The sequence below is a fragment of the Frigidibacter albus genome (assembly GCF_009908165.1).
Classification (GTDB): domain Bacteria; phylum Pseudomonadota; class Alphaproteobacteria; order Rhodobacterales; family Rhodobacteraceae; genus Frigidibacter; species Frigidibacter albus.
In genome coordinates, this window is record NZ_JAAAUC010000009.1 from 74,925 (window position 1) to 99,795 (window position 24,871).

Annotated in this window: 25 protein-coding genes; 12 read left to right on the forward strand and 13 right to left on the reverse strand. The window is 67.7% G+C overall.

The genetic code is table 11. The features are described from left to right. Positions 1 to 201: 201 nt before the first annotated feature. The 6 genes from GVY41_RS14460 to GVY41_RS14485 all read right to left on the reverse strand — a co-directional run bounded on the left by GVY41_RS14460 (position 202) and on the right by GVY41_RS14485 (position 4,039). Positions 202 to 1,020, reverse strand: a complete 819-nt coding sequence (locus GVY41_RS14460) for a DUF1217 domain-containing protein (RefSeq protein WP_161347691.1) — start codon at positions 1,018 to 1,020, stop codon at positions 202 to 204. Beyond that, complete coding sequence (flbT, locus tag GVY41_RS14465; protein WP_161347690.1) at positions 1,017 to 1,421, reverse strand: flagellar biosynthesis repressor FlbT; 405 nt, start codon at positions 1,419 to 1,421, stop codon at positions 1,017 to 1,019. Before flbT ends, GVY41_RS14460 begins: the two co-directional genes overlap by 4 nt. Further along, positions 1,418 to 1,795 (reverse strand): flagellar biosynthesis regulator FlaF, encoded by a 378-nt coding sequence (gene flaF, locus GVY41_RS14470; protein WP_161347689.1) that lies wholly within the window; start codon positions 1,793 to 1,795, stop codon positions 1,418 to 1,420. The genes flbT and flaF overlap by 4 nt, the downstream gene beginning before the upstream one ends. Positions 1,796 to 1,881: 86 nt before the next feature. Beyond that, a complete protein-coding gene (locus GVY41_RS14475; RefSeq protein WP_161347688.1) occupies positions 1,882 to 3,126 on the reverse strand; it encodes a flagellin N-terminal helical domain-containing protein in 1,245 nt (414 codons plus the stop codon). A 261-nt stretch (positions 3,127 to 3,387) separates the two neighbouring features. After that, complete coding sequence (locus GVY41_RS14480; RefSeq protein WP_161347687.1) at positions 3,388 to 3,759, reverse strand: hypothetical protein; 372 nt, start codon at positions 3,757 to 3,759, stop codon at positions 3,388 to 3,390. Next, entirely contained in the window at positions 3,752 to 4,039 is a 288-nt protein-coding gene (locus GVY41_RS14485) for a rod-binding protein (protein ID WP_161347686.1), read from the reverse strand. The genes GVY41_RS14480 and GVY41_RS14485 overlap by 8 nt, the downstream gene beginning before the upstream one ends. A gap of 1,900 nt (positions 4,040 to 5,939) precedes the next feature. Between GVY41_RS14485 and fliK the strand changes: the two genes are divergently transcribed. From fliK to GVY41_RS14500, 3 genes are all read left to right on the forward strand, one after another. Next, positions 5,940 to 6,443, forward strand: coding sequence for a flagellar hook-length control protein FliK (gene fliK / locus GVY41_RS14490; protein WP_161347685.1), 504 nt, complete (start codon positions 5,940 to 5,942; stop codon positions 6,441 to 6,443). A 15-nt stretch (positions 6,444 to 6,458) separates the two neighbouring features. Next, positions 6,459 to 7,121 carry a flagellar hook capping FlgD N-terminal domain-containing protein gene (locus tag GVY41_RS14495; RefSeq protein ID WP_161347684.1) on the forward strand — a complete coding sequence of 221 codons (663 nt, stop codon included), beginning with the start codon at positions 6,459 to 6,461 and terminating at the stop codon, positions 7,119 to 7,121. A gap of 83 nt (positions 7,122 to 7,204) precedes the next feature. Further along, positions 7,205 to 7,819, forward strand: a complete 615-nt coding sequence (locus GVY41_RS14500; protein ID WP_161347683.1) for a LysE family translocator — start codon at positions 7,205 to 7,207, stop codon at positions 7,817 to 7,819. Between the two features lie 25 nt (positions 7,820 to 7,844). Here GVY41_RS14500 and ubiB read toward each other — a convergent pair whose 3' ends face one another. Together ubiB and ubiE are read right to left on the reverse strand one after the other, a co-directional pair. Continuing rightward, entirely contained in the window at positions 7,845 to 9,374 is a 1,530-nt protein-coding gene (gene ubiB, locus GVY41_RS14505; protein WP_161347682.1) for a 2-polyprenylphenol 6-hydroxylase, read from the reverse strand. Next, positions 9,374 to 10,126: a bifunctional demethylmenaquinone methyltransferase/2-methoxy-6-polyprenyl-1,4-benzoquinol methylase UbiE gene (gene ubiE, locus GVY41_RS14510; protein WP_161347681.1), complete on the reverse strand. Its 753-nt coding sequence runs from the start codon at positions 10,124 to 10,126 to the stop codon at positions 9,374 to 9,376. The genes ubiB and ubiE overlap by 1 nt, the downstream gene beginning before the upstream one ends. Before the next feature lie 129 nt (positions 10,127 to 10,255). Between ubiE and mutM the strand changes: the two genes are divergently transcribed. The 9 genes from mutM (at position 10,256) to gyrB (ending at position 20,405) form a co-directional block, all read left to right on the forward strand. Beyond that, entirely contained in the window at positions 10,256 to 11,101 is an 846-nt protein-coding gene (gene mutM / locus GVY41_RS14515) for a bifunctional DNA-formamidopyrimidine glycosylase/DNA-(apurinic or apyrimidinic site) lyase (protein ID WP_161347680.1), read from the forward strand. Between the two features lie 70 nt (positions 11,102 to 11,171). Beyond that, the gene (locus tag GVY41_RS14520; protein WP_161347679.1) at positions 11,172 to 11,948 is read left to right on the forward strand and encodes an enoyl-CoA hydratase; all 777 of its coding nucleotides are present in this window, start codon (positions 11,172 to 11,174) and stop codon (positions 11,946 to 11,948) included. A gap of 109 nt (positions 11,949 to 12,057) precedes the next feature. Next, a complete protein-coding gene (gene rpsT / locus GVY41_RS14525; RefSeq protein WP_161347678.1) occupies positions 12,058 to 12,327 on the forward strand; it encodes a 30S ribosomal protein S20 in 270 nt (89 codons plus the stop codon). Positions 12,328 to 12,842: 515 nt separating this feature from the next. Beyond that, the gene (gene dnaA / locus GVY41_RS14530) at positions 12,843 to 14,228 is read left to right on the forward strand and encodes a chromosomal replication initiator protein DnaA (RefSeq protein ID WP_161347677.1); all 1,386 of its coding nucleotides are present in this window, start codon (positions 12,843 to 12,845) and stop codon (positions 14,226 to 14,228) included. 241 nt (positions 14,229 to 14,469) lie between these two features. After that, on the forward strand, positions 14,470 to 15,588 hold the full coding sequence (gene dnaN / locus GVY41_RS14535) for a DNA polymerase III subunit beta (protein ID WP_161347676.1): 1,119 nt from the start codon (positions 14,470 to 14,472) through the stop codon (positions 15,586 to 15,588). 72 nt (positions 15,589 to 15,660) lie between these two features. Next, positions 15,661 to 16,776, forward strand: a complete 1,116-nt coding sequence (gene recF / locus GVY41_RS14540) for a DNA replication/repair protein RecF (protein ID WP_161347675.1) — start codon at positions 15,661 to 15,663, stop codon at positions 16,774 to 16,776. Beyond that, entirely contained in the window at positions 16,773 to 17,207 is a 435-nt protein-coding gene (locus tag GVY41_RS14545) for a VOC family protein (RefSeq protein WP_161347674.1), read from the forward strand. The genes recF and GVY41_RS14545 overlap by 4 nt, the downstream gene beginning before the upstream one ends. Positions 17,208 to 17,283: 76 nt before the next feature. Further along, positions 17,284 to 17,904, forward strand: a complete 621-nt coding sequence (locus GVY41_RS14550; protein WP_161347673.1) for a LysE family translocator — start codon at positions 17,284 to 17,286, stop codon at positions 17,902 to 17,904. An 80-nt stretch (positions 17,905 to 17,984) separates the two neighbouring features. Then, positions 17,985 to 20,405 carry a DNA topoisomerase (ATP-hydrolyzing) subunit B gene (gene gyrB, locus GVY41_RS14555; protein WP_161347672.1) on the forward strand — a complete coding sequence of 807 codons (2,421 nt, stop codon included), beginning with the start codon at positions 17,985 to 17,987 and terminating at the stop codon, positions 20,403 to 20,405. A gap of 31 nt (positions 20,406 to 20,436) precedes the next feature. Here gyrB and GVY41_RS14560 read toward each other — a convergent pair whose 3' ends face one another. From GVY41_RS14560 to GVY41_RS14580, 5 genes are all read right to left on the reverse strand, one after another. Continuing rightward, complete coding sequence (locus GVY41_RS14560) at positions 20,437 to 20,877, reverse strand: molybdenum cofactor biosynthesis protein MoaE (protein WP_161347671.1); 441 nt, start codon at positions 20,875 to 20,877, stop codon at positions 20,437 to 20,439. Between the two features lies 1 nt (position 20,878). Continuing rightward, positions 20,879 to 21,124 carry a molybdopterin converting factor subunit 1 gene (gene moaD, locus GVY41_RS14565; protein ID WP_161347779.1) on the reverse strand — a complete coding sequence of 82 codons (246 nt, stop codon included), beginning with the start codon at positions 21,122 to 21,124 and terminating at the stop codon, positions 20,879 to 20,881. Between the two features lie 2 nt (positions 21,125 to 21,126). Further along, a complete protein-coding gene (gene pgsA, locus GVY41_RS14570) occupies positions 21,127 to 21,750 on the reverse strand; it encodes a CDP-diacylglycerol--glycerol-3-phosphate 3-phosphatidyltransferase (protein WP_161347670.1) in 624 nt (207 codons plus the stop codon). 18 nt (positions 21,751 to 21,768) lie between these two features. Then, complete coding sequence (gene uvrC / locus GVY41_RS14575) at positions 21,769 to 23,712, reverse strand: excinuclease ABC subunit UvrC (protein ID WP_161347669.1); 1,944 nt, start codon at positions 23,710 to 23,712, stop codon at positions 21,769 to 21,771. Between the two features lie 367 nt (positions 23,713 to 24,079). Beyond that, the gene (locus GVY41_RS14580) at positions 24,080 to 24,871 is read right to left on the reverse strand and encodes an SDR family oxidoreductase (protein ID WP_161347668.1); all 792 of its coding nucleotides are present in this window, start codon (positions 24,869 to 24,871) and stop codon (positions 24,080 to 24,082) included.

The following is a 24,871-nucleotide window of genomic DNA, read 5'->3' on the forward strand; positions in this document are numbered from 1 at the left end:
GGTGCGAGATTGCGAGGTGCTAGGTGCTAGGTGCGAGATTGCGAGATTGCGAGGTGCGAGATTGCGAGGTGCGGGCCTGCGAGAGGCGAATGGCGCAATGCCGACCCACGATGCCCCGATCTTGAAGGGCCGGCCCGTCCCCCGCACGCAAGGCTTCGGCGTCCAGCCTTTGCAGCCGTCCGGCGACCCGCAATTCTACCCCTATGCCAACCGCGACAGCAGGCTCCCGGACTGCGCATTTTGCAGCAGGCTCAGGGCGACGGCCCCGCCGCTGAGGCTGGCGACCTCGCGCGCCTGCGCGCGGAGCAAGAACAGCTTGATGAGGTCATCCACCCGCTCCGGCTCGGCGAATTGCGCCACCTTGTCACTGCCCAGATAGCGCTCCGCCAGGTCCTTCATCGTGCCAAGCTGCTGGTCGAGGTCGACGCCGGCAAAGCTGGCCGGCAGGCCAAAGGCGGTCTGGAACAGGCTGCGCAGGGGGGCCGATCCAAGGATGGTGAACCACTTCGTATCCTCGGAACTCTGCCTGCCCGCCAGATCCGCCAGCTCGCGCCGGGCGTTCAGCGCAAGGCGCATGTCGCCATTGACGCCGCCCACCGCCTCTTCGAACTGGCGGTCCTGGAAGGCGGCTATGATGCCATCGGCGAAGGTCGAGACCTGGGTTCCGGGTGTCGCAAGGTCGAAGGCGAAGGCGCTGGCCAGTTGATAATAGCTCTTGTCGGACAGACGGTTGGCCAGGTCCGTGGTGTCGAGCGTGCCATCGGACAGCACCTTGTGGATGAAGAACCGGCTGTCGATGTCATCCTGAAGCCCGAAGGCACCGAGCGCCACCCGAAGCAGGCGGCGGTCCGACACGAGGTCCTCGGCCGTCTTCACGCTGCCGATCTTCTCGCGGAAATAGTCAGTGTCGCGCTGCACGCTGGCCTGCCCGGTGAAGGCCTGTTTCTGCGCCTCCATCGTGCGGGTCAGGAAGGACCAGCCGGCGAAACCGCCGAAGGGCACGACCGGCGCAAAGCTCATGTCCGCGAGGCGGCGAAGAGCCGCTCCTCGCGGGGCAGCAGGCAGCGTAGCGCCTTCAGGGCCTGGTAATGCTGGTCCTCCAGCACCGCCGTCGTCGCCATCGTCAGATGGGCGCGGCTGTCATGGTCGGTCAACACCTGGCTCAGCTGCTCGATGCCGCGCAGAAGCTGCATCCGCGCCTCGCCGGCATCGGCGTCCCCGGACAGCACCAGCTGCGCGATGTAGCACACGCGCCGCACCGGCGTTGTCACCTCCTCAGGATGGACCGCGTCGCGCAGCCGCAGGATATGGGCGTTCGGCGTCATGATCGCGAGCCGCGATCGGCGGTCCCCATTCTCGATCACCGCGCCGTTGATCAGCACCCGCTCCTTGGGGGCGAGCTTCAATACCAGCCCGGTCATGACTCGCCGCCGTTCTGGCGCAGGCCCTTCATGATCGAGGTGTTGATGTCGATCAGAACCTCGGACGTTGCGGTGCCGGCCAGCACCTTGGAGGAGTGCAGGTTGGTGAATTCGGCAAGATAGAAGATCTGGGCGCGCAGCGGCGCGGGCAACTGGTTGCCGGGATCGGCAACATCGGCTGCGAGCAGCGTCCACAGCCGGCGATTGTCATAGATGGCGCGGGCCAGCGAGGCGAAGCCGGCATCGCCAAGGGCCTGCGCGGCCTTCAGGCGATGGGTGACGCGGGCGAAGACCTCGTATTCGGTGCCGCGCAGGGTGCGCGTCGGCTGGTCGGGGGCAGAATAGGCCGTTTTGGCCAGATTGGCGGCGTTCACGGGAAACCCTTCCTGTGGCTGTTGACGTCAGATCGCGGCCCGGCCGCGGGGAAAGGGGGCACCTGTTCCGGCGCCCCCGGCCGTCATCAGCGGAACAGGGCCAGGATGTTCTGCGGCTGCTGGTTGGCGATCGACAGCGCCTGGATGCCCAGCTGCTGCTGGGTCTGCAGCGCCTGCAGGCGGGCCGAGGCCTCTTCCATGTCGGCATCGACCAGCGAGCCGATCCCGGTCTTCATCGCATCGGTCAGGTCCGAAATGAAGTTCGCCTGAGTGGTGATGCGTGACTCGGCCGAACCGAAGGCAGAGGCGGCGTCCACAGCGGTCTGGATCAGGGTCTCGATGTTGCCAAGCGCGACCGCGGCGTTTGCCGAGGTGGTCACGTTGATCGTGGCAAGCTCGCCAAGGCCGCCGGAATTCGCGTTCTTGAACTGGGCGGTGATGGTCAGATCCTGATCCATCTCGTCGTCGGTGCCCGCGTCATCCCCGTCAGCCACGAGGAAGGTCAACGTGCCCGGGCTATCCGAGTCGTAGTCCACCTGCAGGTCGGTGATACCCAGGGCATCAATGGCGTTCTTCAAGCCGACGGCCACCATGTCGTCGGGCGTGGTCGAGGCGACGTCCTGCGCTGTCACGGTGTAGCTCACCTCGCGGTTGCCGACACGCACAGAGATCGAGTCGCCCGCCGCGAAGGCGTCGGTGCCCGAGTTAATCACCAGGGCCTTGCCGGTGGTATCGTCCTTGTCGAGGAAGAACGAAGCCGCATCGGCATCCGTCGACACGCCCACCGAGCCCGCGAGAACACCCTTCGATGTATAGCCTCCGGTGCCGAGGTCTTGCCGCGCGACGTCAATCTGCGCTGCCGAGACGCCCCCGCTGGAATCGCGGTCCAGCGACGACAGGATCTGCACATCCGCGGTCGAGGAGCCATCGACGAGGTTGAGGCCATTGAATTGCGCCGCACCCACCACCGATTCGATCTGGTCCACCAATGCGTCGATGTCGGTCTGCAGCTTGGCGCGGTCCACGTTGCTTTCCTGCGCTGCGACGATCTTGCCCTTCATGTCGGTCAGCAGGTCGGTGATCCGCTCCGAGGCCTTGCGTGCCACAGCCACGGTGGACTCGCCCAAGGCAAGGCTGTCCGAAATCCCGGAAAACCCCTTCACGTCCGATTCCATCACCTTGGAAATCGCCCAGACGGCGGCGTTGTCCTTGGCACTCGCCACCGACTTGCCGGTGGAGATTTCGGCCTGGGTCTTGGCCAGCGCGGAGTTGATGCCTTTCAGCGTCTGCAGCGCGACCATCGCGCTGGTATTCGTCAGAATGCTCGACATTTGCTCATCCTATGGGTTCGGCGCTTTGCGCCGGCTGTTTCACATGCCGCCCTTTCGGGCAGCGATTATGGCATTCTGACCTGTGCGGGCGGGAAGCCCCGTCGCCGCGTCACCCCCTTCAAGGATGCAAGGGCGACCATCGCCGCCAATCTCTAAGAGTTCGCTAAGTGCTCTATGCGAAGCGCCGGGATTTTTCGACAAATCCGCGACTTGCGTCCCAAGGCACTGGTTCGGGCGGGCGCGGGCCCGGAATTGCCGGGATCAGGCGCGCCGCTCGAGGTTGACCTGCGGGGCGCCGATGGTCTGCGGGCGACCTGCGGCATCATAGCTTTGCAGACTGCGCCCGGCGCGGCGCAGCCCGTCAAGCCGGCGCAGGGCGGCGCGCATGCCCTTCAGCGTGGCGCCCAGCTGGCGCTGGTTGGCCGCCGCCTGCCGCCGCAGCCCGGCCAGCGCCTCTGCCGCACCCGGCTGCGCGGCCCGGGGCCCCTGCGCGCGTGCTTCTGCCGCGGCGACCAGAGGCGCCTTTGCCTGCGCCAAAAGCACCAGCGCCTGCAGGTCTCCGGCGCGAATTGCCTGCGCTTCCTGGCCCAAAATCCGGGCCAGAGGCTGCCAGATCTGCGTTTCGTCAGACATCGTCATTCTCCTTCAGCGCTTCATAGAGGCTCTCGGCCAGCCCGATGCCGCCGTTCTGCACCATCGCGTCCGCCTGTTCGCGCCGCAGGAACGAGGCGAACTGCTCCTCGCCCGCGCCGCCGCCAAAGCTCTCGCGCGCTGTGCCAAGCCCGGCTGCGGCCAGCATTTCCGCAAGGAAGGCCGTCTCCAGATCCTGCGCCGCCCTCCACAGCGCGGCATCGCGCGGCGGTGGGCCAGAGGCGGGGGGGGCCAGTGGGGAGGGGGAGGGCGCAGAGATCATCGGCAATCCTTCGGGTCCGGCCGGCCTGTCGAATTGGCCGGATTTTCCGCAGCATGGGGGGAAGGGCGTAAATATCCGGTAATCTTGTGCTGCGAAGGTGAAGTCCTTGGCGGCAGAAGTCGTGGTGCGGATGACATTGGCATTTCCGGGTGAGGCGGCCCTTTCCGCCCTGATAAAGTCCCCGGCGGCATCCGCGGCGTCAAAGCCGGGCGCGGACGAGTCGGGGTCCACCCCCTTCGATCCCGATCTTCCGGCCGATCCCGGGCCGGGGGTCGGGCCCGAGCCGCTGTCTCTCGATCAATCTTCCTCTCCGGTCCTCGTCACGTTCCGTCAGCTTGCAGCCGCGACGTTGCCGTCCACGCTTCAGCCCCCAGTGGCACCCAGGGATGCCGGCACAGACGTTCCGGCCCTTGATGAGGTCGCCTCGCCAACCCGGCGCGGCCTACCGGCAGAGCCGGATCCGACCGTCCCCCGCCACGCACCTGCCTCCGGTGCATCCGATCTGGCAGCGGCGGCGCTTGCGGCACCGCAGATTCCCAGCCCGCCCTCCCTGCCTTCCGCGCCGTATCCTCGGGCGGCTCACGTGCCATCCCCGGCGCTGCAACCCGCAGCCCCGACGGCAGAAGCCGCCGCAGCTCCGCCCCCGCAGGCCCCCCCATCCGGGGCCCTGTTGCCTGGCGCCCGGGGGGCCGCTGCGTCGCCCGCGATACCTTCGGCCCTGCCTCTGCCGTCGGGAGAGGCTTCAATGGCCCAGACTGAAGCCCAGTCAGGCCCGCTCCGCCACGCCAGTCAGGCGGCGGCGTCCCCCGGTATTCCCTCTCCCGCGCCGGCACAGGCCCCCTCTGCGGCCGGTGCCGCCCCCAGGCCCCAGACCGCCGACGGGCCCCCGACCGTCGGCGCCGCCCCCGGCCCGACCAGCCTTCCCACATCCCCAATCGACAGCGAGGAAGGGGGCGCGGAGAACCGTGGCCCCGCCCCTGTCCCTTCGATGGCTGCGCGTTCCCCAGTCGCAGCTGACCCGGCCGGCGGCACAGCCACCGCCCCATCCGTCGCCGCGGGCCCGGGGCCTGCCCCCCCCCTCACAGCCTCGCCCCCGCGGCAGCCCGCCTCGGCTGCGCCCGGCTCCGCGGCGCGAGATCCCTCGCTGATGCTCTGGCAGGGCAGGGTCGCGCCCTTCGCCCGCGAAGGGCAGGATGGGGCGGCATCCGCTGCCGCTGCAGACCGTCCGGCAGATGTGGCCGTCGGGCCGGCACTGACCCCGCCGGCCCTGGTGTCACCGAACCCGCCGGGTCCCGCGGCACTGTCCGGGCCAGGTGCGGCGGCGCGTCCCGACGCTGCAAGCCCGTCCCCGCTGCCGGCGACCATCGACGCGCCCACAGCGCCTGCGTCCCCTCCTTCAGCCGCGCTCCTCACCGCCGGGCCCGCCACCGCCGCTCTAGCCGCCTTCGACCGCCCTGTGGCGCGGTTCGTCACCGCCCCCGACGCGCGGCGCGGCAGCGTTGACGCCAGTGCCCCTGCCTCCGCCTCCGCTTCCATTTCCGCCCCTGCCTCCGCCGCGGCGCTGCTGGCGCACCTCTCTACCGCGCAACCCGCTCCTGTCCAGCCACGAGGGGGCTCGCTGCCCCCCGCGCAGCAGGCTGCCGACCCGCCGCTCTCGCAGCCGGCGCAGATCCGGCCTCCCGCCCATCCTTCGCTGCCCGGTCCGGTCTGGACAGCGTCCCCCCCGCCGCTTGCGACCACCGAACCCCTCCTTACAAAGGCCGAGCCGGTCCTCGGTCCCGCGCCGTCGGAGCGCCTTCAAGACCTTTCCCCGCCCGGCGCCGCGCCGTCCCCCACCGCAGCGCTCCCCACCGCAGCGCTTCCCGAAGCGCCGCCGCAAACTGCCCCTGTGCTCCCGCCCATGCTCGCCGAGCAGACCCCGCTCTCCGGCGCGGCAGTGGTACTTCCCGGCGCGCCCGGGGCAGACATCCCCCTGCCGCGCGGCAACGATCCCCCGGCCAGCCTCTTCCCGCAGATCCCCGCCCTCGGCCCGCAACTGGCCGCCGCCGTGACGCGCTTTCCCGACCGCCCGGTCGAACTGACCCTCTCGCCGGAAGAGCTGGGGCGGGTGCGGTTGACCCTTTCCACGTCCGAGGCGGGCCTTGTGCTGTCCGTCACCGCCGAGCGGCCCGAGACGCTCGACCTCATGCGCCGCAACATCGACCAGCTGGCCCGCGATTTCCGCGAACTCGGCTTCACCGACCTGTCGTTCAGCTTCACCCAGCAGGACCGGCGCCCGCAGACCGATCCGCAGGCCATCCTGCCCCCGGGTCCGGCGCCCTCTGGCCCGGCAGCCGCCGCGGCGCCCGTCCCTCCCGCCCCTCACCGCCCTGCCGCAAACGGCGGGCTCGATCTGCGCATCTGACCTGCAAGGACACTGATGACCATCACCGCAACCGCCGCCCCCCAGACCGCTGCCCCCACCGCCGCCGCTGCCAGCAGCAGCGCGGCGATCAAGGGGGATTACGAAACCTTCCTGCTGATGCTGACCACGCAGATGCAGAACCAGGATCCGCTGAACCCGATGGAATCCTCGGACCTCGCGGTGCAGCTCGCTACCTTCTCGGGGGTGGAGCAGCAGGTGCAGACCAATGACCTCTTGCAGGGCCTGATCGGGCAGGTGGGGCTGATGAACATGTCCGACCTCGCCGGCTGGGTCGGGATGGAGGCGCGGGCCGAGGCGCCCGCCTGGTTCGACGGTGCGCCGCTGCCGCTGACCCTCGCGCCGCGGGCCGGGGCAGATGCGGCGGTGCTGTCGGTCTATGATGCAGCCGGCAGGCTGGTCGCCGAAGAGCCGGTGCCGCTGAATGCGGGGGAAATCGACTGGGTGGGCACCGACGCGGCGGGCGCCCCGCTTCCCGAGGGCGCCTACAGCTTCCGCCTGATCAGCTCCACGGGTGGCGAGACGATGGGCATCGACCCGGTGGAAACCTACGGCAAGATCGTCGAGGCCCGCAGCGAGGCGGGAGCCGTCATGCTGGTGCTGGAGGGCGGGGTGGAGGTGGCGGCAGATGCGGTGACCGCGCTGCGGACGCCAGAGTGAGGGGGGCGCTTAAGCCTTGGTGTTCAGGACGTGTTCCGCGATACTGACGCGGTGCCGTTCCACATTGGGCAAGGAAATGCAGCGTGACGCTTGAACAGATCCTGATCTTCCTGCCTGCCGCATTCCTGCTTGGCGCCTCGCCCGGCGCGAATAATCTTCTGGCCCTCACCTCGGCCACGAAAGCGGGGTGGCGCCTGGCTGCCAAGGGCGTGATCGGGCGTCTCGCCGCCTGGGCTGTTCTGGTCGTGCTGGTCTCTCTGGGCCTCGATGCGCTGCTGCGAACCTCCGAGCTGGCCTTCGTGGCGCTCAAGTGGCTGGGCGTCGCCTATCTGCTGTATCTTGCGCGGCAGTTCTGGACTGCCGACGTCGCGGCAGAGATCGAGGTTCCGGATGCCTCGACCCTGATGAGACGCGAGTTCCTGACCCTCATGGGCAATCCGAAGGCCTATCTGCTTCTGACGGCCTTCCTGCCGCAGTTCCTGAATGACGCCGGTTCCGTGACATTGCAGCTGTTCGCGCTTGGGGGGCTCTATCTCGTCGCCGAGGGACTTGCCGCGCTGCTTTGGGTCAGCGCTGGCGCCGCGCTTGGGGGCGGTGCGCTGACCCCGCTCCGCCGCCGGATCGTCAACCGCACCTCCGCCGGGCTCCTGGGCGGCGCGGCCATTTTGCTTGCGCGATCCGAGAGGGCGACCGCCTGAACCGGCCGGCGGGGGACTTACCCCCTCACAGCATCTCCGCCACCGCCACGCCCGCCAGCGCAATCGCCGCCCCCAGGGCCATCAGCCCCGCAGCCCGGCGGCGCGAGGGGACCGTCACCACCACCACCGGCTCGGTCTGGCGGATCAGTGCCGCCTCGGCCAGCGCCGGCAGCCTTGGCCCGAACCGCCCCAGCACCCGCGCGGTACGCGCGAGGTCGCGCAGCATCGCCCGGGGCCCCAGGTTCTCGCGGATATAGGTCTCCACCACCGGTCGCGCGCCCTGCCACATGTTGAGATGCGGGTCGAGCGAGCGGGCGACGCCCTCCACCACCACCATCGTGCGCTGCAGCAAGATCAACTCGGTCCGCGTCTCCATCCCGAAGCGTTCCGTCACCTCGAAGAGATAAGCCAGCAGCCGCGCCATCGAGATCTGGCTGGCATCCATGCCAAAGATCGGCTCGCCCACTGCCCGCAGCGCGCGGGCGAAGGCGTCCACATCGCGGTCGCGCGGCACATAGCCCGCCTCGAAATGGACCTCGGCCACGCGCCGGTAATCCTTGGCGATGAAGCCCATCAGGATTTCCGCATACACCCGGCGGGTATATTCGTCGATCTGGCCCATGATCCCGAAATCATAGGCGATGATGTCGCCATTCGCCGCGACCTTCAGGTTGCCCTGATGCATGTCGGCGTGGAAATAGCCGTCGCGCAGCGCATGGCTCAGGAACAGCTCCAGCACCCGCCGCGCCAGGGCCGGCGCGTCATGCCCGGCCGCAAGGATCGCCGGCACATCGCCCATCGGCGTGCCCTCGGCCCAGTCCATCACCATCACCCGGCGCCCCGACAGGTGCCAGACGGGGGTCGGCACCCGGAAGCCGGCATCATCCTTGGTGTTGGCGGCAAATTCCGAGGCGGCCGCCGCCTCCAGCCGCAGGTCCAGCTCTCCCAGAACCACGCCCTCGAAGTGCCGGATCACCTCCGACGGGCGCAGGCGGCGCGAGGCGGGCGAGGCCAGCTCGATGATCGCGGCGGCAAGGTGGAAGGCATCGACATCGCGGCGGAAGGCCCGCTCGATCCCGGGCCGCAGCACCTTCACCGCCACGTCCTGCCCGGTCGCGGCCAGCGTCGCGCGGTGGACCTGCGCGATGGAGGCAGCGGCCACGGGTTCGGAAAACGCGCTGAACACCTGATCGACCGGCAGGCCGATATCGCTCTCGAAGCTCGCCTTGGCGGTGGCGATGTCGAAGGGCGGCAGGCGGTCCTGCAGCATTCGCAGCTGCAGCGCCAGTTCAGGCCCCACCACATCGGGCCGCGTCGACAGCACCTGCCCGAACTTGATATAGGCCGGCCCCAGCGCGGTGATCGCCCGCGTCACTGGCGGCAGCGCCGGATCGCCCCGGTAGCCCAGCCATTTGAACGGCCATCCCAGCACCCGCGCCAGCAGGCGCAGCCGCGGCGGCACCTCCATCGCCTCCAGCGCGACCTTCATCGCGCCGGTCCGCTCAAAGGTCGCGCCGGTGCGGATCAGCCGCCAGATGTTGTGCGGACCCCGCATCAGATCTTCCAGCCCGAATGCAGCGCCGCGATGCCCATCGTCAGGTTGCGGTACTTCACCTGCCCGAAGCCCGCCTGCCGGATCATTTCGGCGAAGGTCTCCTGATCGGGGAACTTGCGGATCGATTCCACCAGGTACTGATAGCTGTCACGGTCGCCCGCGATGACCTGTCCCATCACCGGGATCACGTTGAAGGAATAGCGGTCATAGGCCCATTGCAGGCCGGGGTTCGGCAGCTGGCTAAACTCCAGCACCATCAGCCGCCCGCCGGGGCGCAGCACCCGGAACGCCTCGGTCAGCGCGTCCTGCACCCGCGTCACGTTGCGGATGCCAAAGCTGATCGTGTAGACGTCAAAGCTGCTGTCGGCGAAGGGCAGGGCCATCGCATCGCCCACCACCCAGTCCAGCTGCCCGGCCAGGCTCTCGGCCTCGGCCCGCTTCTGGCCCTCGATCAGCATGCTCTCGGTCATGTCGCAGACGGTTGCGCTCGCCCCAGGCGCGCGGCGCAAAAAGCGGAAGGCCACGTCGCCGGTGCCGCCCGCCACGTCCAGCAGCTTCTGCCCCGGCCGCGGTGCCAGCCAGTCCATCATCGCATCCTTCCAGACGCGGTGGATGCCGACGCTCATCACGTCATTCATGATGTCGTATTTCGAGGCGACGCGGCTGAACACGCCATGCACCATCCCGGCTTTCTCGCCCTCGCTCACGGTCTGAAAGCCGAAATGCGTCGTCGTTTGCGTGTCGTCGGTCATCTGCGCCCTGCCCGAAATTGCCTCAGGGGGGATATACTCCGATCCGGGCCGAGGCCAACCATCATTGTGCCGCAGGCCCCGCCGCCCTAGACCTTGCAGGCGCAACCCTGCCAACCGAAAGCCCCTGCCGTGCCTGAGCTTCCCGAAGTCGAAACCGTCCGCCGCGGGCTCTTGCCGGCGATGGAGGGGCGCGCGATCCTCGCCGCCGCCGTGAACCGCCCCGACCTGCGCTGGCCGCTGCCCGAGCGGATGGCCGACCGGCTGACTGGCGCGCAGGTTCTGGCGCTGCGGCGGCGGTCGAAGTACATCCTTGCCGACCTCTCCACCGGCGAGACCCTGCTGATCCACCTTGGCATGTCGGGCCGGATGCTTGTCTCGGGCGTGATGCTGGGCGAGTTCCACCACGACCACCCCGCGCCCGAAAAGCACGACCATGTGGTGCTGAGCATGGAGGGCGGCGCCCGCGTCACCTTCAACGACGCCCGCCGCTTCGGCGCGATGGACCTTTATCCTACGGGCGACACCCACTGGCTGCTGAAGGGCCTCGGCCCCGAACCCTTCGGCAATGACTTCAACGAAACCTACCTCGCCGCCCGCCTCCACGGCCGCGCCGCCCCGATCAAGGCGCTGCTCCTCGATCAGCGTGTCGTCGCCGGCCTTGGCAACATCTACGTCTGCGAAGTGCTCTTCCGCGCCGGTATCGACCCGCGCCGCGCGGCTGGCAGCCTGACCGCGCCGCAGGCCGCCGCGCTGGTGCCCCTGATCCGTGACGTGCTGGCCGAGGCGATCGAGGCGGGCGGCTCATCCTTGCGCGACTATCGCCAGACCGGGGGCGAGCTTGGCTATTTCCAGCACGCCTTCCGCGTCTATGGGCGCGAGGGCGAACCCTGCGTCACCCCCGGTTGCGCCGGCATCGTGGCCCGCATCGTCCAATCCGGCCGCTCCACCTTCTGGTGTCCGTCCTGCCAGCATTAGGGCAAACCTGCTTGCCAACAGCTTCGGTCCTGCTAGGAGTCGGGCCGGACCGAAGGAAAGGTGCTGCCCGATGGCCTACCAGACGCTGATCGTCGAAATCGAAGACTCCGTCGCCCTGATCCGCCTCAACAGGCCCGATGCGCTCAACGCCCTCAACTCGCAGATGCTGGGCGAGCTGGCCGAGGCGCTGAAGGCGCTCGACGGCAATGACAAGGTGCGCTGCATCGTGCTGACCGGGTCGGAAAAGGCCTTCGCGGCCGGTGCCGACATCAAGGAGATGTCCGAAAAGACCTTCGTGGACATGTTCGGCGCCGATTACTTCGCCCCCGAGGGCGAGGCCATCGCCCGCGTCCGCAAGCCGATCATCGCTGCCGTGTCGGGATATGCCCTTGGCGGCGGCTGCGAGCTTGCGATGATGTGCGACTTCATCATCTGCTCGGAAACCGCCAAGTTCGGCCAGCCGGAAATCAACCTTGGCGTCGTCGCCGGCATCGGCGGCACCCAGCGGCTGACCCGCTTCGTCGGCAAGTCCAAGTCGATGGACATGCACCTGACCGGCCGCTTCATGGATGCGGCCGAGGCCGAACGCTCCGGCCTCGTCAGCCGGGTGGTTGCGCCCGGCAAGCTGGTGCCCGAGGCGCTGGCCATCGCCAAGAAGATCGCCGAGAAATCCGCGCTGACCGTGATGGCGGTCAAGGAGGCGGTGAATCGCAGCTATGAAACCACCCTGCGCGAAGGGGTGCTGTTCGAACGCCGGCTGTTCCACGCGCTCTTTGCCACCGAAGACCAGAAGGAAGGCATGGGCGCCTTCCTCGAAAAGCGCCAGCCGCAGTTCCGCGACCGCTGAAAACCTGCCGGGAAGGGCGCGAATATGCCCGGGCCCGGTTGACTTGTCCCCGAGTCGCGACTAGAAGCGCGGCTTCAGATTTACCCGAACTCGAACGGAAAACCGACACATGGCCAATACGCCCCAGTCCAAGAAGCGCGCACGCCAGAACGAGCGCCGGCAAGACGTGAACAAGGCGCGCCGCTCGCGCATTCGCACCTACCTGCGCAAGGTCGAAGAGGCTCTGGCCTCGGGCGATCAGGGCGCTGCCGCCACCGCTCTGAAAAGCGCGCAGCCGGAACTGGCCCGCGGCATCACCAAGGGCGTTCTGCACAAGAACACCGTGGCGCGGAAAATGTCGCGCCTGTCGGCCCGCGTGAAAGCCCTCGCCGCCGCCTGAAGCGGCCGCAGCGCTCTGACCGAGAGGCCCTGAAAGGGCGCAGCAGAAATGCTGCGTCCTTTTATCTTTTCCCTTTGTTTTCAACGAGGTTGTGGCTGTTTTGCCCGCCCCCCGGGATTCGGTCCGAGTCAAGCGTGAAGTTCGGTTGCACAGACTTCCACCGGCTTGCTACCTTTGGGATGCGATTCACATCGTCTTGGGGGGACATGGTGTAATCCATCACAAATCGCGGCCCTGCCAGGCCGCGAGATCAGGGCACCCCGCTGCCGGGGCGGCCGGATGGATCATCATGTCAGGCCAGCGGCAAGGGGTTTGCCGTTTGTCCTGCGACCAACGCGTCAGACGTGTCCGGAGGGGGGTCTCCGGCTCAGGTTTGCGCGTGGCTTGTCCAGTCAGCCCGGCACTGCCGGGCAAGTCCGCGCCGCTTTGGCACGGGCGCCCCTCGGCGGTTTCGAATCGCTGACGTCGCGGCAACCGGGCCGCGGATCGGTGATGGAACGGACGGGCACATAATAATGACGAACGATACCTGGGGGCGCGTGCGGGATGAACTCTTCAAGGCGGTTGGCAAGAACAACTACGTAACCTGGATCGAGCCGCTGAAGCTCGCGGATCTCTCGGGCGGCATCGCCCGGATCGAGGTTCCCAACAGCTTCATGGGCGACTGGGTCTCGCGCAATTTCGGCGACCAGATCCGCAGCCTGCTGAACAAGTCGGGCGAGGAGGTGGACCGCCTCGAATTCCACGTCTCGGCCACCCGCCCGGTTCAGGCGGCGCGGCTTGCCGATCCGGCGGCAATGGCGAGCCCGAAGAAACCCGCCCGCACGGCCATGAACGGCCGCGGGTCCGAGGATGCCGACCTGCCCGGCGCCCCGCTCGACGGCCGCTTCACCTTTGACAGTTTCGTCGTCGGCAAGCCGAACGAGCTGGCCCATGCCGCCGCGCGCCGCGTGGCCGAGGGCGGCGCCGTGACCTTCAACCCGCTGTTCCTCTATGGCGGCGTCGGGCTCGGCAAGACCCACCTCATGCACGCCATCGCGCATGAGCTGCAGCTGCGCCAGCCCGAGGCGCGGGTGCTGTATCTCTCGGCCGAGCAGTTCATGTACCGCTTCGTGCAGGCCCTGCGCGAAAAGCAGATCATGGATTTCAAGGAGCTGTTCCGGTCCGTCGACGTGCTGATGGTCGATGACGTGCAGTTCATCGCCGGCAAGGACAGTACGCAAGAAGAGTTCTTCCACACCTTCAATGCGCTGGTCGATCAGCACAAACAGATCGTGATTTCCGCCGACCGCGCCCCCGGCGAGATCAAGGATCTGGAAGAGCGGATCAAGTCGCGCCTGCAATGCGGGCTGGTCGTCGACCTGCACCCGACCGATTATGAACTGCGCCTCGGTATTCTGCAGACCAAGGCCGAAGGCTACCGCCAGCAATATGCCGGCCTGCAACTGGCGCCGGGCGTGCTGGAATTTCTCGCGCACCGCATCACCACCAATGTCCGTGTGCTGGAAGGCGCGCTGACCCGCCTCTTTGCCTTCGCCAGCCTTGTCGGGCGCGAGATCACGCTGGATCTGGCGCAGGATTGCCTGGCCGACATCCTCCGCCACAGCGACCGCCGGGTGACGATCGAGGAAATCCAGCGCAAGGTGGCGGAGCATTACAACATCCGCCTCAGCGACATGATCGGGCCCAAGCGGGTGCGCACCATCGCCCGCCCGCGGCAGATCGCGATGCATCTGTGCAAGCACATGACCACCCGCAGCCTGCCCGAGATCGGCCGCCGCTTCGGCGGGCGCGATCACACCACGATCATGCACGGCATCCGCAAGATCGACGAACTGCGCGCCGGGGACAGCCAGCTGGCCGAGGATCTGGAACTGCTGCGCCGGCTGATCTCGGCCTGACGCTTCCCGGCGGCCCCCTTAGGCCGCCTCATGCACCGCGATTGGCGGCCCCGCCGGGGCCGCTTGTGCCCGGCTAGGCGGCCGAAATGTCACACCATCGGCCCCGCCGCGCCGCACTGCCGCAACACCCGCGCCGGGCGGCCCTTGACGGCCCTGCCGTTCCAGCCGACAGTCGCGCAAAATACTTGAGCCTCGGGGGATTTCCGCTAGTCTTCCCCTCCCGGCGACATGGGGGATTAGGATGAAATTCAGCATCGAGCGTGCCGCGCTCCTCAAGGCGGTCGGTCAGGCCCAGTCGGTGGTGGAGCGTCGCAACACCATCCCGATCCTCGCCAATGTGCTGATCGAGGCAGAGGGCGACCGCGTCAGCTTCCGCGCCACCGATCTGGATATCGAGGTTGTCGACAAGGCCCCCGCCCATGTCGACCGCGCCGGGGCCACCACGGTCTCCGCGGTGACCCTGCATGAGATTGTGCGCAAGCTGCCCGATGGCGCGCTGATCACGCTGGCCGATGACGGCGCGACGGGCCGCCTGACTGTCACCGCGGGCCGGTCAACCTTCAACCTTGCGACGCTGCCGAAGGAAGATTTCCCGGTGATGGCCTCGTCGGAATATGCGGCGAATTTCTCGGCCCCCGCGCCGGTGCTGCGCCGGCTGTTCGACAAGTCGAAATTCGCCATTTCCACCGAGGAAACCCGCTACTACCTCAACGGCGTCTACCTGCATGTGTCCACGGGCGAGGACGGCCCGGTGCTGCGCTGCGTCGCCACCGACGGCCACCGCCTCGCGCGCATCGACGCTGCCCTGCCGCCGGGCGCGGAAGGAATGCCGGGCGTGATCGTGCCGCGCAAGACCGTGGGGGAGATGCGCAAGCTGCTGGATGACGACGAGGCGCAGATCGCCGTGTCGGTCAGCGAGACCAAGATCCGCTTCGCCACCCCCGCCATCACCCTCACCTCGAAGGTGATCGACGGCACCTTCCCCGATTACACCCGCGTCATCCCCACCGGCAACACCCGCCGGCTGGAAGTGGATGCCAGCGAGTTCGCCAAGGCGGTGGACCGCGTGGCGACCGTCTCGTCCGAACGCAGCCGCGCCGTGAAGCTGAGCCTCGACGAGGACCGGCTGGTCCTGTCCGTCAACGCCCCCGACAGCGGCGCCGCCGAGGAAGAGCTGGCGGTGGCTTACGGCGACGAGCGGCTGGAGATCGGCTTCAACGCCAAGTACCTTCTGGAAATCGCCAGCCAGGTGGACCGCGAGAATGCGGTGTTCCTGTTCAACTCCAGCGGCGATCCGACGCTGATGCGCGAGGGCAATGACACCTCGGCGGTCTATGTCGTGATGCCGATGCGCGTGTAACACCCGCGCGCAGCGGGGGTTTCACACCCCCGCACCCCCGTGGGATATTTGGAAAAGGCAAAGGGGGCAGGGGTGGCCGGGCTTTACCTGACCGACCTGACTTTGTCGCATTTCCGCTCGCATCGCCGGGCGGCTTTGGTGCTGGACGGGCGGCCCGTCGCGCTCTGGGGGCCGAACGGTGCCGGCAAGACCAATGTGCTGGAGGCGGTGTCGCTGCTGTCGCCCGGGCGCGGCCTCAGGCGGGCGGGGGCGGAGGAGCTGGCGCGGCGACCCGAGGCGATCGGCTGGAAGGTTTCGGCAGTGCTGCGGGCCGGGGCGGCGATCCACGAACTGGAAACCACCGCCGAAGCCGCGCACCCGCGCGCCGTGCGCATCGACGGCAAGGCGGCGCCGCAGGCGGCCTTGGCGCGGATCTGCCGCATCGTCTGGCTGGTGCCGAGCATGGACCGGCTGTGGATCGAGGCGGCCGAGGGGCGGCGGCGGTTCCTCGACCGGCTGACGCTGAGTTTCTCGCCGCATCATGCCGAAGCGGTGCTGGCCTATGAAAAGGCGATGCGCGAGCGCAACCGGCTGCTGAAGGACATGGCGCGCGATACCGGCTGGTATGCGGCGCTGGAGGCACAGATGGCCGAGCAGGGCGCGCTGATCCAATCGGCCCGCGCCGCCGCACTGGCGCGGATCGCCACCGCGCAGGCCGCCAGCGATACCGCCTTCCCGGTGGCCGATCTGGCCCTCACGGGGCCCGAGGATGCGGGCGACCCGCAGGGCGCCGAAGCGCTGGCCGAGGCCTTTGCCCGCGGCCGCAGCCGTGACATGGCGGCCGGGCGCACGCTAATCGGCCCGCACCGCGCCGATCTGGCCGCGACCTATGCCGCCAAGGACGTGCCCGCGGCGCAATGCTCCACCGGCGAGCAGAAGGCGCTGCTGATCTCGCTGATCCTCGCCAATGCAAGGGCGTTGGCCGAAGATGTCGGCGCGCCGCCGATCCTGCTGCTGGACGAGGTGGCGGCGCATCTTGACGCCGCCCGCCGCGCCGCGCTCTATGACGAAATCTGCGCGCTTGGGGCGCAGGCCTTTCTGACCGGCACCGGGTTCGAGCTGTTTGATACGCTCGGCCCCCGCGCGCAGGGCTTCGAGGTGACGGAAACCGGCGGCCTGTCCGCCTTGAGCGAAAGGCCGCTGCCATGACCCCGCAACGCGTGACGCTGATCACCCTCGGCGTCGCCGATCTGGACCGCGCCGCCGCCTTCTACGCCGCGCTTGGCTGGCAGCCGGCCGAGGTGGCCGAGGGCGCGCGCTTTTACCAGATGCAAGGCGCGGCGCTGGCGCTGTTCGGCCTCGCGGACCTCGCCGCCGATCAGGGCCGCCCCGCCGCCGCGCTTGGCACCGGGGCCATGACGCTGGCGCAGAACTTCGAGACCGAGGCGCAGGTCGATGCTGCCTATGCCGAGGCGCTGGCCGCGGGGGCGACGCCGCTGAAGGCGCCCGAGGCGGTGTTCTGGGGCGGCTATTCGGGCTACTACGCCGACCCCGACGGGCATGTCTGGGAGGTGGCGATGAATCCGTTCTGGCCGCTGGCCGCCGATGGCTCGCTGACCTTGCCGAAGCCGGGGGAGTAGGGGCGATGCAGGCAATCGTATGCATGGTTTCTGCATGGCTTCCTTATCCTTTCCACATCGCCTCGCGGGCCGCTGAATGACCCTCAGCGGTGACGGCCTGCTGCTCTACGCGGGCGCGCTGGCAATCCTCTGGGTGACCCCGGGCCCCGTCTTCGTGGCGCTCTCTGCCCGCGCCCTGAGCGGTGGTTTCCGCTCTGCCTGGCCGCTGGCGGTGGGGGTGACCCTCGGCGATATCCTTTGGCCCTTGGTCGCGATCTTCGGCCTCTCCTGGATCGCCGATCAGCAGGCCGCGCTGATGGACGCCCTTCGCTGGGTGGCCGCCGCGATCTTCATCCTGATGGGGGCCGGCCTCATCGCCCATGCCGCCCGGCCGCTGACCACGGACGGGCGCATGACCCGCCCGGGCCTCTGGGCCGGCTTCTCGGCGGGGGTGGCGGCGATCCTGGGTAACCCCAAGGCGATCCTGTTCTACATGGGCGTGCTGCCCGGGTTCTTCGACCTCACCCGCGTCGGCACCGCCGATATCGCCGTGATCCTGGCTCTTTCCGCGGCGATCCCGCTGGCCGGGAACCTCGCCATCGCCGCCGCCATCTCGCGCGCGCGGCAGCTGCTGTCGAGCCCCGGCGCGCTGGTGCTGACCAACAAGATTGCCGGCGCGCTGCTGATCGTGGTCGGCCTCGCCATTGCCCTGCTCTGACCGCTAAATCTTGTGTCATCCGCGTGACATTCCCGCCCGTTGCCCGTATAAATCGGCAACCAAGAAGCAGGACGCTCAGAATGACCGACGACATCCGCGTGCCAGAAGAATATGGCGCCGATTCCATCAAGGTTCTCAAGGGCTTGGACGCTGTTCGCAAACGTCCCGGCATGTATATCGGGGATACCGATGACGGGTCCGGCCTGCACCATATGGTCTATGAAGTCGTGGACAACGGCATCGACGAGGCGTTGGCCGGCCATGCCGACCATGTGCATGTGAAAATCCATGCCGATTCCAGCGTTTCCGTGCGGGACAACGGCCGCGGCATCCCGGTGGACATCCATACCGAAGAGGGCGTTTCGGCGGCCGAGGTCATCATGACCCAGCTGCATGCGGGCGGCAAATTCGACCAGAACAGCTACAAGGTCTCGGGCGGGTTGCACGGCGTCGGCGTGTCGGTGGTGAACGCGCTGAGCGACTGGCTGGAGCTGCGGGTCTGGCGCAACGGCAAGGAGCATTTCGCAAGGTTCGAGCGCGGCGACACCGTCGAGCACCTGCGCGTCGTCGGCGATGCCGAGCCGGGCGAGAAGGGCACCGAGGTTCGGTTCCTGGCCTCGACCACCACCTTCTCGAACCTCGACTACGTGTTCAAGACGCTGGAGAACCGCTTGCGCGAGCTGGCTTTTCTCAATTCCGGCGTGCGCATCATCATCGAGGATGAACGCCCCGCCGAACCGCTGCGGACCGAGTTCATGTATGAGGGCGGGGTGCGGGAATATGTCCGCTATCTCGACCGTTCCAAGACCCCGGCGATGGCCGATCCGATCCATATCATCGGCGAGCGGGCGGGGATCACCGTCGAAGTGGCGATGTGGTGGAATGACAGCTACCATGAGACGGTGCTGCCCTTCACCAACAACATCCCGCAGCGCGATGGCGGCACCCATATGGCCGGTTTCCGCGGCGCACTGACCCGCACCATCAACGCCTATGCGCAAAGCTCGGGCATCGCCAAGCGCGAGAAGGTGGATTTCACCGGCGACGACGCGCGCGAGGGGCTGACCTGCGTTTTGTCCGTCAAGGTGCCCGACCCGAAATTCTCCAGCCAGACCAAGGACAAGCTGGTTTCGTCCGAGGTGCGCCCCGCGGTCGAGAACTTTGTGGGCGAGAAGCTGAGCGAATGGTTCGAAGAGAACCCCTCGCAAGCCAAGATCATCGTCGGCAAGATCATCGAGGCGGCGCTGGCCCGCGAAGCCGCCCGCAAGGCGCGCGAGCTGACCCGGCGCAAGACCGCCATGGATGTCGCCAGCCTGCCCGGCAAGCTGGCCGATTGCCAGGAGAAGGACCCGGCACTGAGCGAGCTGTTCCTGGTCGAAGGGGACTCCGCCGGCGGCTCTGCCAAGCAGGGGCGCGAGCGCAAGAACCAGGCTGTGCTGCCCTTGCGCGGCAAGATCCTGAACGTGGAGCGGGCGCGGTTCGACCGGATGCTCGGCTCCGACCAGATCGGCACGCTGATCACCGCGCTTGGCACCGGCATCGGGCGCGACGAGTTCAATCTGGCCAAGTTGCGCTATCACAAGATCATCATCATGACCGATGCTGACGTCGATGGCGCCCATATCCGCACCCTGCTGCTGACCTTCTTCTTCCGGCAGATGCCCTCGCTGATCGAGGCGGGGCACCTCTATATCGCGCAGCCGCCGCTGTACAAAGTGGCGCGGGGCAAGTCCGAGGTCTACCTCAAGGACCAGCCGGCCTTCGACGAATTCCTGATCCAGCAAGGGGTTGACGGTGCAATGCTGCGCCTCGGCACCGGCGAGGAGATCACCGGGCAGGACCTTGGCCGCGTGGTCGAGGAAGCGCGGGTGGTCCGCCGGATCCTTCAGGCCTTCCCGACGCATTACCCGCAGCGGATCATCGAGCAGGCGGCGATTGCCGGCGCGCTGATGCCGGGGCTGGTCGATGCCGATGCGCAGGGCATGGCCGATGCGGTGTCAAAGCGGCTGGATATCGTGGCGCTGGAATATGAACGCGGCTGGCAGGGCCGCCCGACGCAGGACCACGGGTTGCGCTTCACCCGCAGCCTGCGCGGCGTTGAAGAGGTCCGCACGCTGGACGGCCCCGTCCTGCGGTCTGGCGAGGCTCGGCGGCTGTCGGCCCATACCCAGACGCTGCAAGAGGTCTACACCCAGCCGGCCAAGCTGGTCCGCAAGGACCGCGAGCAGCTGATCCACGGCCCTCTCGAACTCTTGGCCGCGATCCTGGCCGAGGGCGAAAAGGGCCTCAGCCTGCAGCGCTACAAGGGTCTTGGCGAGATGAACCCCGAACAGCTGTGGGAAACCACGCTGGACCCGTCGGCGCGCACGCTGCTGCAGGTGAAGGTGGATGATCTGGCCGAGGCCGATGACATCTTCACCAAGCTGATGGGCGATGTCGTCGAACCGCGGCGCGAGTTCATCCAGCAAAACGCGCTGAACGTGGAAAACCTGGACTTCTGATCAGGCGGGGCAGGGGGCACGGCCCTCTGCCCTACCAGCGGGACAGTGCGTCCTCGTCGCTGTCCTTCGCGGCAACCCATGCCGCGCCATCCGCACCGAATTCCTTCTTCCAGAACGGTGCGCGGGATTTGAGATAGTCCATCAGGAAATCCGCCGCCGCAAAGGCCTCGGCCCGGTGCCGCGCGGCGGTGGCGACCATCATGATCGCCTCGCCGGGAAGCAGAGAGCCGTGGCGATGGATTACCAGCGCGTCCAGCAGGTGCCAGCGGTCGGTCGCCTCGGCGGCGATGCTCGCAAGCGCGCGTTCGGTCATGCCCGGATAATGCTCGATCTCCATCCGCGAAAGGCTGCCGCTGTCATCTCGCACCACGCCGAGGAAGGTGACGACCGCGCCGGCACTGGTCGCGCCCGCCGCAAAAGCCGCGGCCTCGGCGCCAAAGTCGAAGGGCTCGGCCTGCACCCGTACCGGCATCTCAGCCCCCGGTCATCGGCGGGAAGAACGCCACTTCCCGCACGCCGTCCAGCGGCGCGGAAAACTCCGCCAGTTCCTGATCCAGCGCCACCCGCAGCGCGGTGATATCGGCAAAGGCAGCGGCATAACGCTCCTCGCGCGCCACAAGTTCGGCGACCAGACCCGCCACGGTCGCGGCCTCGGTCTCCACCTGCTCCTTGGGCAGGCCGATCCGCTCACGCACCCAGGCGAAATAGAGCACGTCCAGCCTCATTTCGGCGGGTCCTTGAGATAGGGCAGCGCCTTGCGGAAATAGTCCCAGCCGGTGACCAGCGTCAGTGCCGCCGCGACCCAGATCAGCACCAGCCCCCCCACCGTGGCCCATCCCGCCGCACCCTCGGCCCAACGGATCGCGCCGCCCGCTTCGGGGCCGCGGCCATGGGCGACATAGGTCAGTCCGGTGCCGAGGAACATCACGCCGATGGCCACCATCTGCGCCGTGGTCTTCCACTTGGCCAGCTTCGTCACCTGCAGCTTGCCCGACTCCGCGCCCAGGAACTCGCGCAGCCCGGCCACGAACACCTCACGGAACAGGATCACGGTGGCAGGCAGGATCAGCCAGGGGTTCATCCCCGAATAGCCGGTGATGACCACCAGCGCGATGATGACCATCGCCTTGTCGGCGATCGGGTCCAGCATGGCGCCAAAGCGGGTCTGCTGGTTCCACAGCCGCGCGAGGTAGCCATCCGCCCAGTCGGTGATGGACGCGCCCAGGAACAGCGCCAGCGCCGCCCAGTCGGCCCAGGGGCGGGTGAAATACAGGAACATGATCGGCACGCCGGGGGCGGCCAGCAGGCGCAGGACCGTCAGGGTATTGGGAATATTCCATCTCATGTGCCTAGTCCTACCCGTTCAGCCCTTGGCATGGAAGAAGTCATGGATGGCCTGGGCCATCGCCTCGGAAATTCCCGGCGCGGCCTTGAGGTCGGACAGGCCAGCGCGGGCGACTGCCTTGGCACTGCCGAAATGTTGCAAAAGTGCTCTTTTTCTTGTGGCGCCCACGCCCGGAATCTCGTCCAGCGGGGTCGCGCCCACGGCCTTCGACCGCTTGGCCCTATGCGCGCCGATGGCCCACCGGTGCGCCTCATCCCGCAGGCGCTGCACGAAATACAGCACCGGGTCATTGTGCTGCAGCGCGAAGGGGCGCTGGCCGGTGCGGTGGAATTCCTCCTTGCCGGCATCGCGGTCGACGCCTTTCGCCACGCCGATCATGGGGATATCCTCCACCCCCATCTCGCGCAGGATCTGCGCGACGGCCGAGACCTGCCCCGCGCCGCCGTCGATCAGCAGGAGGTCGGGCCAGGCTTCCGACTCGCGGCCCGGGTCTTCCTTGATCAGCCGGGTGAAGCGCCGGGTCAGCACCTCTTTCATCATCCCGAAGTCATCCCCCGGCGTCAGGTCTTCGCCGCGGATGTTGAATTTTCGATACTGGCTCTTCAGGAAGCCCTCAGCCCCCGCCACGATCATCCCGCCCACAGCATCGGTGCCCTGGTTGTGCGAGTTGTCATAGACCTCGATGCGCTTGGGCGGCCCCTCCAGCCCGAACGCCTCCGCCAGCCCGTCCAGCAGGCGGGTCTGGGTCGCGCTCTCGCTCATCCGCCGGGCGAGGCTTTCGCGGGCATTGCGGGCGGCGTTCTCCACCAGTTCAGCCTTCTCGCCGCGCCGGGGCACGCCAAGTGTCACCTTTCGCCCCGCCCGGTCCGACAGCAGCTGCGTCATCAGGTCGGGATCGTCGATACCATGCGACAGCAGGATCAGCCGCGGTGGTTCCTTGTCATCATAGAACTGCGCAAGGAAGGCCTGCAGCACCTCTGGCTCCTCGGCGCCCGAGGGCGTGCGCGGGTAGAAATCGCGGTTGCCCCAGTTCTGGTGGCCGCGGATGAAGAACACCTGCACGCAGGCCTGCCCACCTTCCATATGCAGCGCCACCACATCCGCCTCGGCGACGCCGCGCGGGTTCACGCCCTGAGCCTGCTGCACATTGGTCAGCGCGCGGATCCGGTCGCGCAGCGCGCCCGCACGTTCGAACTCCATCGCCTCCGACGCCTCGGCCATCGCCTTGGCCAGCGTCGCCTGCACATTGGTGGACCGGCCCTGCAAGAAGCGCTCGGCGTCATTCACCAGCCCGGCGTAGTACTCCTCGGTCACATAGCCGACGCAGGGCGCCGCGCAGCGCTTGATCTGATACAGCAGGCAGGGCCGGGTGCGGCTTTCAAACATCGCGTCCGAGCAGTTGCGCAGCAGGAACACCTTCTGCAGCTGGTTCAGCGTCCGGTTCACCGCGCCCGCGCTGGCGAAGGGGCCGTAATAGGCGCCCGCCTCGCTGCGCTTGCCGCGGTGCTTCTTGATCTGGGCAAAGCGGTGGGTCTTGCTGACCAGAATGTTCGGAAAGGACTTGTCGTCGCGCAAAAGCACGTTGTAGCGCGGCTTCAGCTGCTTGATGAGGTTCTGTTCCAGCAGCAGCGCCTCGGTCTCGGTGCGCGTGGTCAGGAACATCATCTGCGCGGTCTCGCGGATCATCCGCGCGATACGCCCCGAATGGCCCGAGGGGCGGGCATAGTTCGACACCCGCGCCTTCAGGTTGCGCGCCTTGCCGACGTACAGCACCTGTGCCTGCGCATCGAGCATCCGGTAGACGCCGGGCGAGTTGTCGAGCGAGCGCAGCTGCGCCGCGATCAGGGCATGGCCGGTCAGGGCCGGCCTGGCATCACCGCCCTGCGCGGGGGCCGGAGCCTCCGCGGGAAGGGGCTGTTCTGCCCCCGGATCGGTCCTGTCATTCGGGTCTGGCTGGTCCATGTCCTGCGCGCTCTGATTCCCCCCTTGGCTGCCTCTATCCGAGACCGGGAGCAAGGAAAAACATCTCCACCGTTTCTGTGGATAACTCTGGGGAACAGTTTTCCCGGGCTGCGAATTTCCGTTGTTTTTGGCCGCTCTGAAGGCTTTGCTCGTTTTTTAGGCGAATTTTTAAGCCATTGATTGTGCTAAACATTATTTTCAGTGACGGCCAAAGGCCTGATAATGTTAAAGGATTCATAACGGATTTGTGACCGCGGCCGGCGAGGTGCACAACTTCCCGGTGCAGGGTAACGAAGATTAACAGAAGCGGCCGATCCGGCCCCTTTGCAGAGGCGCCCGGACTGCTCAATATCTTGCGGTTTGCCGGTCATTCCACCCCCAGAACGTCGGGTGTCTGCCAGCCCAGATGCTGCCCGCCATCGGTGCAGATCAGCTGCCCCGTCACCGAAGCCGCGTCCAACAGATAGCCAAGCGCCGCAGTCACGTCCTCGGGCCCCGCACCCCGCCGCAGGATGGTCGCGGCGCGCTGGCGCGAGAAATGATCCTCGCTTTGCCGGGCGCCCTGCATCGTCGGTCCCGGCCCGATCGCGTTGACGCGGATATCGGGCGCCAGCGCCTGCGCGGCGGTGCGGGTCAGCGCCCACAGCCCGGCCTTGGCCAGCGAATAGGTCATGAATTCCGGCGTGGGCTTCAGCACGCGCTGGTCGCACATGTTCACCACCAGCGCCTGCGCCAGCGGCTCGCCATCCCGCGTCCCGGCTTTGGGCGCCTGCGCGGCAAAGGCCTGGATCAGCACGAAGGGCGCCCGCAGGTTCGACCCGATATGCCGGTCCCAGCTGGCGCGGGTGGCGCTGCGGATCGTGTCATACTCGAAGATCGAGGCGTTGTTGACCAGCACCGTCAGCGGCCCGCCAAGCGCCTGCGCCGCGGCGGGCACCAGACCCGCCGTGGCCTCTTCATCCAGCAGATCGGCCGCCAGCGTCACCGCCTGCACACCAAGCGCGCGGGCCTCGGCGGCCGTCGCCTCTGCCTCGTCGGCCGAGCCGCGATAATGGATCGCCACGTCATGCCCGCGCGCCGCGAGATACATCACCATCGCCCGCCCCAGCCGGCGCGCGCCGCCGGTGACCAGCGCTTTGCCCTGCCAGCGTTCCGTCAT